The sequence below is a fragment of the Acetobacter sp. P5B1 genome (assembly GCF_018811985.1).
Classification (GTDB): Bacteria; Pseudomonadota; Alphaproteobacteria; order Acetobacterales; family Acetobacteraceae; genus Acetobacter; species Acetobacter cerevisiae.
This window is the reverse complement of record NZ_JACRVS010000044.1, coordinates 1-9,574: the sequence shown is the minus strand read 5'-3', so window position 1 is coordinate 9,574 and position 9,574 is coordinate 1. Positions and strand designations below refer to the sequence as shown.

Below are 9,574 nucleotides of genomic sequence, written 5' to 3'. Positions count from 1 at the left end.
GTTCATCCGAACTGTCGGTATCACCCGGGCCACCATGAGGATCGGGCTGGCCAATATCGTCTACAACATGCGCCGCTTCCTCTTCCTCGAAAGGTTGAACGCGAGCGCGTAGTCATCCAGCGGGAGGGCAGTCCCCGATCTGCTCAAAACGCAGATCAAAAGCTACCCCAAAAACCGTCAATCAAATCGCCAAAACCCTGAAATCACGAGCCAGGCGCATCAACCAACGGTTCTTCGATCCCTCCAAATGGAAACTATCACCGCCCGCTGATCGCCCACTTTTTTGCCGATTTTCGGCACTTCAATCTTGTTTTAATAGGTGTAATTTACTCTCTTTAATATTTTCAATTTTTGGCAGTTTTCTGCTATTTTCTTGATGTTGATGCTATAATTTTCTAGGTAATTTCTTTTATACAAAGACGCCACACCGCCCACATTTCGCCCACTGAAATCGGCATAAATCGGCACAAAACTTGCATATAGAAGCGATTTCAGAGGGTTTTTCCCTTTCCCTTACTAATATACAGCACCCCACTTTTGAACGCTGAAAACGGCTTAAAATGAGTGTATATACAAAATGCTCCCTCAGCATATGGGGGTCAAAATTTTCATGAAAACTTATAAAAATTTCATTTTTCATATGATTAAGTTATTGTTTTATATTGTTTTTTTCACATAAAACTATCAAACAGTTCTAATAATTCGCCACATCCGCCACCGAGCAATGCAGGAGCTACAAACATCCAAAATAAAAATTTTAACGGATTTACATCTTTATATTCTTCTTCATTTTTCATTTTTTTAATCCTTTTTTTTAACTTTTGTATTATAACATAATATGCATTTTCTTGTGATATAATCTATATGTTTCCAATTATGGAAACATATAGGAGTTAGTATAATGTCAAATTTCATAAGTAGAATAAAGCAAAAACGTGAACAATTATCATTAATGTCGGATGATGAAAAAAAAGCTCATGAAGATAAAAGAAAGTTAGAAATATATACAAATTCATTTAATATGAATTCTGCATTTCTCAATAATTCATTAAATAAGATTATTGAACAAACACATCCTGCTATTACTCCAGATATGCTCGATCACGAAAAACAATATAAAGAGCTATTTGAAACTGATAATCCGTTTACTCGTGAGCTGAAGAAGCTTGGTGATGATAAAAAAGAAGTTGAAGCATATTTAAAGGAAAAGCTTGATTTCATGCTTGTAAAGCCCACAGTTATAAGCTCCGGACTTTTCGGTGCTGATGAAGAGAGATTTTTAAGAGTATGCAATGAAATAATGACTGAATTTTTGAATTCATTTTTAATAAAAAATTATCAGCCTTATCATGATGCTATGTTATCGCCATACATATCTAAGGATTTGGAACTTCGCCAGCAAATGCATGAAGCATTAGATATTTGTCGCAATGAACGCATGGAAATGATTCAAGATTTTCAGAACAGACCTGAAGCTGTTGAAGCTCGTGAGATACAGCAGAAATTAATGAGCTTAATGGCTGATGACAGTATTAAGAATAATGTCATTAGTATGCATCTTGATACGAATGATTTAAAAGATTATTTAAAAAATAATATTGAACTTGATGAAAATGGAAACATTCACATCAAGAAAGAAGCCAGTAGCTTACAGCTAACGAGATAGTATTTTATTTATTGCTAATATATAAATGAGGGGGCTTACAGCCTCCTTTTTTATGTGAATAAAAATTTTGCACGTTCTTTATATTGAGCATTGAGCATATCGACTTTCATCAATTCGATAGACTTTTTTCTATCGTATTCAGCCTTAGCGACTGGTGACAAATATGCAGAAGCACGGTCAGACATTGCAGACATTTTGTTATGAACACTATGCAAGCTAGATGACTGAACCGCATCATTATATGGCTTCCATGCTTTAGCATGTTGCTTCTTATTGTATTCTCTAGGATTTGCTAGGAACTCTTTTATCTCTTCTTCAGTCATAATTTTATGTCCTTTGATTCAAGTATTACTATAGTATATCACATATAAAATGTCAATATAATTAAGTGTATTATACCGGTATAAACACGGTATAAAGTGTTACTGATGTCTTATGATATAATACAGATTAAAGAATACTATTATATATTGCCAGAGGTGCCATATGGCTACCCCTAACGGGATAACCATATGGCATCTGGCAAGGGGTTTCACCCCGTTGACCCCATTAGTATTCATAGATTTGAGGATGATTATTATGAGACAAAATCTTAACAGAACCCAGACCAGATTATCAGTTAGAGCATCAAAGCAAGAGCTTCAGTCATGGAATGCTACCGCTCGGCAGGCGGGATATAAGACACTTGCAAACTATTTCCGCAGTCTGATGAACTCTGCTCATATGTTGAATTCTGATAAAATTTCATTACTCACAGAATTAAAAAGCACTCGTGAAGAAGTTAGCAGGATAGGCAACAACCTGAATCAGATTGCAAGAAAGCTAAACTCTGGCGAAAGCTATAATGATGCTAATGACAATATGAAAAAATGTCTGAAAATTCTTGCTCGTATTGATGACATGATTGCTACTATTAAGAAGTAAGTTAGATGATAGTCAAATCAGCACGTATGAAAACATCTGCTTCTGGCATGTCATCAACATGTCGCCATGTTTTCCACGGTTCTGACAATGAGAAAATTGATATTCTTCAAGGTTCTGAATTTGACGTAAAATCAGAGCTTGGACGAGCGAAATCGGTCGGTTCTCAGTATGCTATTCGACATGTAAAAATATCATCGTATGAAGATATGACGGATGAGCAAGCCTTTGAATTAGTTAAAAATTATGCTCGTGAATTTAAGGCAGATGCATCGACAGCGACTATTGTAAAACACACAAAGCAACGTGCTGATGGTAAAGCATCTAATCAACATTACCATGTTTATTTCCCAGAAGTGTTAGCAAATGGGAAAATAATGGACTCATCGTTTTCTAAGATACGAGAAGAAAAAATTGCTCGTATTGCGGAAATAGATTTTTGTCATGCTCCTGTTGTCGGAAAGCATAATAATTCAGTCATTAAAGATTTAGAGAAATCTGGACGCTTATATTATGCTGATATCATTAGAAAAAACACACCATCATTAAATCCGAAAGATGCACCTGATGCTTGTTATTCAGATAAACAATTTAGACGTGCAAAAATTAGCGGAATTCAATTAAATGAAGTTCGTCAGACGATAAAAGATTTACGTATATCATCTGAATCATTTTCTCAATTATATGAGCAAATGCTTGATATAGGCATGGATATCAAGAAAGGCGATAAAGCGAATACATACATTATTGTTAATGGCGAAAACCAAATTCTTGGCTCTGCTAATCGTCTCTTAGGAGTGAAAAAACAAGATTTCAATAATATGTATGAGTCATTGCAGAATGGCATAGACACATCATTTAAACCGCTTGAAACAGTAGCATCTGTAAGACAGCCACAAGCCACACCAAGGCCGTCCACAGCCAAGCCTGCTACTATTCAGCAGGCATCACAACACTCTATGTCAGAAGCAGTTAAAACTGCTTCTTCTGCTGGCCCAACGGGTGTGAGCGTATCATCTGGCTCTAATAGCGAGAACATAAAAGCAGATCATTTTGAAGCTACTTCAAGCATGTCTAAGGAGCAAAAGGCATCTATTGCATTTCAGAACCAGGAAGCAAATCAGAAGGCATCACTTGAAAAAGAAGCTTTATCTAATCAGAAAAAATTTGCAGATGACTTGTTACAGATGATGTCAAATTTTAATAACAGATGGAAACATATACCGCCAGAACCATTTGCAGACCCTAAAACAAGAGATAAATATCATATACAGCAACAGCTTGATGCTATTTTAACGCCGTTGCGTGACGATTATCTCGTAAAGCATGAAAATGCTGGATGGTTTAATAAAAAGCCTGCAAAATTAGCGTTGAGAGCATTTCAAGACAAATTAAAACAGCTTCACTTTGATGAATTCCAGGGGCTTGATTTAGTTAATAATAAAAAAGACTTTTCATATGCTCTGAAAACTATGGCATCAAAATATGCTTCATCACGAGAGCAAAAACATAAAAAATGGTCATCCACGCTTGATGTTGTGAACTACCTGAATGCAAAGAAAGATATTAATAAGTTAGTGTTTCTCATTGAAAAATATCAAGATATTGAGCTTTTAGAGCTTGCTATTAAGTCTCCGCAGTTAGCTATTGAAGCAATGAAAACAAAGAAATATGTGAATAACAATTTTCATTATCAGAATAATGCTAATTTAATCAGTCATAAAAATATCCCATCAATTATATAATGTAATTGATGGGACAACATTGGAGTAGTATCATGTCAAATACTACAAAATACGCTTATATAAAGCGTCATATTTATTATAGCATAATTATTTTCTTTTGAGTAAGAATTTTATAGATGCTAATAAATTTATAGATATTAATGATGTTATTGATATGAATTTAATACAGTCTTTATTCGATTCTATTAACTTAAACAAATTCTCGATTCTATCAGTAGTAGTTTTCTTTTGAACATAATTATCATAGAAATATCGAATTAAAACTTCTTTTTTTAATTCATCAAATGCTATATTTTTGTCTTTTCGATAGTCACTATAATAAGATTTTTGATTTCTTATATATTCATTAATTTGATCTTTAGTATCATCAGAGAATACAGATATTAAATCATCTTTTTTCAATTTAATAACATCTTCTTCTTCAAAGACATCTTCAGAAAAATCAGGTTCTTCAAAATCATCATATTTATTTTTATCAATATTTTTATAGTCAGTTTTGAATATACTGTTTAAATCTTGACCAATTATTTTTTTAGATCGTGTCATATTTATTAATCCTTTTTTACATAATATCATATTTTAAAATAATTTTTTCTATCTGTGTATTTGGATACATGTATCGAAAGATACCAAAGGATAAACTTTTTAGTTTATCTTTTTCATGAATTCTCTAATTTGCTGTATTTCATTATGTGATAAATCAGGTATTTTATCGCCTCTACCAGCTCCTGAATTATCACATCCCAATGTGAATTCTTTAAACAAATCGTTTTTTCTGATTGATTTACCAAATAATTTTATAGCAAATTTGCTAACTTCTAACCCGGACGGATGAATATCATTTTCTTCAATAATTTTCTGAATAAAATACATTTCTATTTTTTGTTTCATTGCTCTTTTGAGACCTGAAATCATACCTCCAGTCTCACCGCAAGCTCTCGGATTATAACCAAAGTTTTTTATGTCGTTTTTTAGCAATCTTTTTAATTTATCTTTTTCCTTCATATAATCAGAGATATAAGTATCTGTTATATAATTAAATTCATTTTGTATATTCATTTTCTTTTTTCCTTATTTATATCAGTGTATTCAGATACATGTATTTGAATACACTAATAATATAATACTACATAAATATAATTATTATGTAATTATTTATATAAAAATTATTTTTCTATATTTTATAAGAAAAAAACGTATTCTTATATGTATTTAAATACATGTATCAGAAGACAGGGAGCAATAAGACAGATGTTATAATCTCATATCACTCTGTTATAAAATATAACATTATCCCGCCATCTAATTGATGGCAGGTATCCCAATTTTCTGATTCACAATAATTTTGTAGCTTCAAATTAATATCTGATTTTCCTGAGATTCCGCACCGTTCCAATGATATGTATGATTTTTGTGCCAATCTGCTGATAATCCTGATATTATGTTTCTGCAAAAACTTTATAAGCCTTTTTCCATCCTTGGATGGAGGAGGCTGACCCCGACTTTTCACACATTCCCAGAAATAGAAAATCATTAATATACATTCTTGGTTATTATATACCCAACTTGTAACATAGTTATAAATATCACTGTTTTTATTGATAATTTTATATGTTCTCATTGATGTATATATATTTTTCTTATCATATATAAGATTTTTGAATTCTCTGAAATGAATACAATGTAAATACATGACTTGGATTTTCTGAATATCAGTTTTTATATAATGAAAATCTTTATGTCTAGCAGATAACAGATTCAATTTTTCATCTTGAAAACATCTTAATAACAGTAAGATCATTCCGTTAGGTTTGTTTTCTCTCATTCTTTTATGAGATAATGATATTCGTCTATCTGATAAATCTTTATATTTTTCATTATGATAAACAGAATTATATCTGGCTTTGATATCTCTCTGTAATCCAATGAATGACACGTATGTATCTGATTTATTTGAATCTTTCAGACAATATCCGATAACTCCGAGGGCTTCCCATATGTCTTTTATTGCGTCTGATTTTCTATCAATTTCGTTCGGAAACTCTTTTAAGATAACAGATTCAACATATTCCCGATTTTCAGGATTGATATATAACTGGATATGATAGTGAGGAGTTTCGTCTTTCTGAAGTTCGAGAACCGACATTCCAAGTAAGAGAATATCCTTATTTTTTAGAATTCTTTTTATCTTTTTTAATCGTCTGTTAATCTCGTTTTTTGCCTGTTCATATGTGCAGTTATGGAATTCACTTTCTAATGTCAGGGAAAGGAATAATCCTTCATAGTTCATGAAGTTTATAGCAAAGTCGTCAACATGCTCTGCGATGGAGTGATTAACAGCATATTTTTTGCGTTGATTAAATTGCTTGATATCGTATCCTGATAATCCTTTTTTAGAATCATCTTTATCTGGAATAATGATATAAGATTTTTCGGAATCCTGTTTATCTTTATCGAATGATAATTGGAATTCATCATCTTCCAGACGGATATCCATGTATCTCCTGAAATTCCTACGTAATAAGTTCGATTTTCTTGTTAATCTCTTGCCTGTGATTCGTTGACGTTCTTTGATTTCATCGTATGACAATGACATTAACGCAAAGCCATTAATTAGATGGAGGGTTCTAAAAACCCTCTTTTTCGGCTGTTTTAAAATCGTAACCCGTTGATATTGCTACTACTTGAAAAATCAAAATAGGGGTTTTTCGAACCCTCCAGATCATTAGGGCAGGAGTTGAACCAGTCGACAACGTGTTCAGCCACTTCATTGCAATCTAAAGATTGGCAGTTTTCCGCGATTTTTTGACTGATTAAATTTTTATAAGTGTGATGTAGAGATAAAAGGGAATGCCAGATTTTCGGATATTCATTTCTTAAAATTATCTCGATTTGTTCATATTTCATATTCTCCTTTTGCCAAATTGCTAAAATTATCTTGACATTCAGAGAGTGATGCTATTATATAAACAGCAACACCTCTTATGTCAGATGTTTTTTGGTCAATAATATTATAACATAAGAATTTGAAGGAAGTGAAGAAAATTTCACTTCCTTTTTTAATGTCAAGCAATCAAAGCCAGTTTTTCCCTGATATCAGACTCCTTTGCATTAATGTAACGCAACAACATTTGGCTTGTTTTGTGTCCGCTCATGCTCGCCAATGCACCTAATGACAGCCCTGCATCCGCTAGTCTGCTAATAGCTTCATGCCGTAAATCATGAATTCTCAAATCTGGACAGCCAGCCCGTTTTCTGGCGGTTTTCCACAAGTTATCAACCGTAGTGCTACATATTGAAAAAAGTCTATTTCCATATGTTTTTCCATGATTCACATTTATCAATTTCAGAACTGCATCGGTTGCTTTTTCTGATAAGTGAACAGTGCGATTTGTTCCATTTTTTGTATCATTCTTTTTTATTGACCACCCCATTCGTCCTTCGATTACTTCATCAGCGGTCGCCTGCAAGATTTCGCTCTTTCTCATTCCTGTCGCCAGTGAAATCTCGAAAAAACAGGACATCTCTAGGGGATGACAACCACTTAATAACGCTTGTCTTAATCTGCGTTCTTCATCGCCTTGCAATCTTCGATCACGTCCAGCAGGAGGTGAGGGGAGTAGGATTTCTTTGACTGGATTATGTAATTCAGTCAGTCCCCAACCGTCCTTCGTTCGTGCTGTTCGAGCGGTTTCGAAGATGACGGAAAGCCTGTAAAGGTCATTTCTGAGAGTGGAGGGGGAGGGGATTTTTCCTTTATTAGTGCGTCTATTAATTTTCCACTCATGCACCATCTCGGCTGATATATCTTTAAGAGGAACATCAGCAAATTCAGACCTTAACCACATTTTGAGACGTAGCAACGCCTGCTTATATCCTTTAAGGTCTTCTAAATCCTCATACATATATTTTTGGATAGCTTTTTTCAGAGGCCAGTTAATAGAAGGTATGCTGTCATTCTTCTTTTTTTCGGCTTCTAATTCTTTGATATTTTTAGGTTTTTGGGGTTTTTTTGCGATAAAATCTTCACGCTTGAATACGTTAGCGGGATTAACGATTTCGTCACGGATTGCGATTTCCACCCTGTCACACCATTCCTTTGCTTGTGACTTTTTGGGAAATGTAGATGTTAAAGAATGTCCATTAAGTCGGACTGTTGCCGTGTAGCGTTTCCCACGCTGTTGCACCTGTTTCATGTATATACGCCTGTCCGCTCGGCAATTTCCTTTCTGTTGTTGCGGTTGAGATAGCAATACAGCAACAAGTGAAAAAAGTCAATATATAAGTAAGATTTAACTTGACTTTTTTAGAACTCGAAAACCGTTGTGCGAGCAATCGTACCGAGGGTTCGAATCCCTCCCTCTCCGCCAGATGATGAATTCCATACAAAATATTAGTTAGTCAGGTGAGCAATGTTTGCCCGGACTGGTGTGAATTCAGGTCGCGGCTTAGTACATCTTAAGAGTGTGCCGTCATGAGGTAATCAGCTGCGACGTGTAACCCGTCTTGCCCGAAATAGAGGACATGAAAAACACATTCTCTACAGGGGTTTGTATAAGCCAGTAGCGTGTTCATTCTTTATAGAAATGTCAGAATTTAACCGTAACGAGCTTTAGTTGCAGGTCTGGATAACTGATTTGATGCCATCGCGGGCTTCAGGATTTTCGCCTGCATAGCCGGGGCAGCTGCTGTGATAGAAGTTTTTGCAGCCCGACAGTGTGAATGCGACCAGCACAACCAAGGCTACTTTTTTTCCTACAGTCATTACGCTTCCGCCTTCATCGTGTTGTCTGAACTGGTATGAATTTTCTGATCGCAGCTTGTCCATTCTTTTATGGCCCCGGTCAATCTGCGGCCAGCTTATGGCAGCCCTGCCATGCAGCCCTCCGCTCTCTTTCGTCGGGCCGTTGGTTCTCTGAAAGATCCGGGTCGGGGAGCAGGCGAGTGCTTCAGGGTCGGCTATGAGCAGACCCTGAAGAGAGACACCCCCCTTAGAGCCCTTTTGGAAATTCGCTATGATAGGTTTTCAAGAGGTTTTGAGTGTGATTCAAAGGCAGGATGTGGACGCCAGCACAACGAGGCCGCATGGCCGGAATTACACGCAAGACGAAACGCTATCCGTCTGATCTGACAGATGAGGAATGGGAGCGCATAGCGCCTCTGATGCCCCCTGCGAACCGGCGTGGTCGGAAACGGACAACCGATTCCCGTGAGATCATCAATGCTCTGCGCTATCTCGTGC

11 protein-coding genes and 1 pseudogene are annotated in these 9,574 nt (G+C 35.4%); 5 read left to right on the top strand and 7 right to left on the bottom strand.

The window, feature by feature from the left end:
* A pseudogene (locus KP703_RS14745) lies at positions 1 to 112 on the top strand (IS5/IS1182 family transposase); the annotation flags it as partial.
* A 559-nt stretch (positions 113 to 671) separates the two neighbouring features.
* Here the strand turns inward: KP703_RS14745 and KP703_RS15835 are convergent.
* Positions 672 to 797 (bottom strand): hypothetical protein, encoded by a 126-nt coding sequence (locus KP703_RS15835; RefSeq protein WP_256441426.1) that lies wholly within the window; start codon positions 795 to 797, stop codon positions 672 to 674.
* A 104-nt stretch (positions 798 to 901) separates the two neighbouring features.
* Here KP703_RS15835 and KP703_RS14740 point away from each other — a divergent pair, with 104 nt between their 5' ends.
* Positions 902 to 1,666: a hypothetical protein gene (locus KP703_RS14740; RefSeq protein ID WP_215755472.1), complete on the top strand. Its 765-nt coding sequence runs from the start codon at positions 902 to 904 to the stop codon at positions 1,664 to 1,666.
* Positions 1,667 to 1,716: 50 nt separating this feature from the next.
* Here KP703_RS14740 and KP703_RS14735 read toward each other — a convergent pair whose 3' ends face one another.
* A complete protein-coding gene (locus KP703_RS14735) occupies positions 1,717 to 1,989 on the bottom strand; it encodes a hypothetical protein (protein WP_215755471.1) in 273 nt (90 codons plus the stop codon).
* Positions 1,990 to 2,245: 256 nt separating this feature from the next.
* Between KP703_RS14735 and mobC the strand changes: the two genes are divergently transcribed.
* Positions 2,246 to 2,590, top strand: coding sequence for a plasmid mobilization relaxosome protein MobC (mobC, locus tag KP703_RS14730; protein WP_215755470.1), 345 nt, complete (start codon positions 2,246 to 2,248; stop codon positions 2,588 to 2,590).
* 5 nt (positions 2,591 to 2,595) lie between these two features.
* Positions 2,596 to 4,332 carry a relaxase/mobilization nuclease domain-containing protein gene (locus KP703_RS14725; RefSeq protein WP_215755469.1) on the top strand — a complete coding sequence of 579 codons (1,737 nt, stop codon included), beginning with the start codon at positions 2,596 to 2,598 and terminating at the stop codon, positions 4,330 to 4,332.
* Between the two features lie 87 nt (positions 4,333 to 4,419).
* Here the strand turns inward: KP703_RS14725 and KP703_RS14720 are convergent, their stop codons facing one another.
* The 5 genes from KP703_RS14720 to KP703_RS14700 form a co-directional block, all read right to left on the bottom strand.
* Positions 4,420 to 4,878, bottom strand: a complete 459-nt coding sequence (locus KP703_RS14720; protein ID WP_215755468.1) for a hypothetical protein — start codon at positions 4,876 to 4,878, stop codon at positions 4,420 to 4,422.
* A 99-nt stretch (positions 4,879 to 4,977) separates the two neighbouring features.
* Entirely contained in the window at positions 4,978 to 5,391 is a 414-nt protein-coding gene (locus tag KP703_RS14715) for a hypothetical protein (protein WP_215755467.1), read from the bottom strand.
* A 208-nt stretch (positions 5,392 to 5,599) separates the two neighbouring features.
* Positions 5,600 to 6,829 carry a hypothetical protein gene (locus tag KP703_RS14710; protein WP_215755466.1) on the bottom strand — a complete coding sequence of 410 codons (1,230 nt, stop codon included), beginning with the start codon at positions 6,827 to 6,829 and terminating at the stop codon, positions 5,600 to 5,602.
* A 568-nt stretch (positions 6,830 to 7,397) separates the two neighbouring features.
* A complete protein-coding gene (locus tag KP703_RS14705) occupies positions 7,398 to 8,528 on the bottom strand; it encodes a site-specific integrase (protein WP_215755465.1) in 1,131 nt (376 codons plus the stop codon).
* A gap of 416 nt (positions 8,529 to 8,944) precedes the next feature.
* Positions 8,945 to 9,160 (bottom strand): hypothetical protein, encoded by a 216-nt coding sequence (locus KP703_RS14700; protein ID WP_215755464.1) that lies wholly within the window; start codon positions 9,158 to 9,160, stop codon positions 8,945 to 8,947.
* Between the two features lie 230 nt (positions 9,161 to 9,390).
* Between KP703_RS14700 and KP703_RS14695 the strand changes: the two genes are divergently transcribed.
* On the top strand, positions 9,391 to 9,574 hold a 184-nt coding region (locus tag KP703_RS14695), incomplete at its 3' end, for a transposase (RefSeq protein ID WP_215755463.1).

What these genes read in the sequence shown, in the direction of transcription:
- KP703_RS15835 (WP_256441426.1), bottom strand. Translation starts at nt 797, where the DNA reads ATGAAAAATGAAGAAGAATATAAAGATGTAAATCCGTTAAAATTTTTA.
- KP703_RS14740 (WP_215755472.1), top strand. Translation starts at nt 902, where the DNA reads ATGTCAAATTTCATAAGTAGAATAAAGCAAAAACGTGAACAATTATCA.
- KP703_RS14735 (WP_215755471.1), bottom strand. Translation starts at nt 1,989, where the DNA reads ATGACTGAAGAAGAGATAAAAGAGTTCCTAGCAAATCCTAGAGAATAC.
- mobC (WP_215755470.1), top strand. Translation starts at nt 2,246, where the DNA reads ATGAGACAAAATCTTAACAGAACCCAGACCAGATTATCAGTTAGAGCA.
- KP703_RS14725 (WP_215755469.1), top strand. Translation starts at nt 2,596, where the DNA reads ATGATAGTCAAATCAGCACGTATGAAAACATCTGCTTCTGGCATGTCA.
- KP703_RS14720 (WP_215755468.1), bottom strand. Translation starts at nt 4,878, where the DNA reads ATGACACGATCTAAAAAAATAATTGGTCAAGATTTAAACAGTATATTC.
- KP703_RS14715 (WP_215755467.1), bottom strand. Translation starts at nt 5,391, where the DNA reads ATGAATATACAAAATGAATTTAATTATATAACAGATACTTATATCTCT.
- KP703_RS14710 (WP_215755466.1), bottom strand. Translation starts at nt 6,829, where the DNA reads ATGGATATCCGTCTGGAAGATGATGAATTCCAATTATCATTCGATAAA.
- KP703_RS14705 (WP_215755465.1), bottom strand. Translation starts at nt 8,528, where the DNA reads ATGAAACAGGTGCAACAGCGTGGGAAACGCTACACGGCAACAGTCCGA.
- KP703_RS14700 (WP_215755464.1), bottom strand. Translation starts at nt 9,160, where the DNA reads ATGGACAAGCTGCGATCAGAAAATTCATACCAGTTCAGACAACACGAT.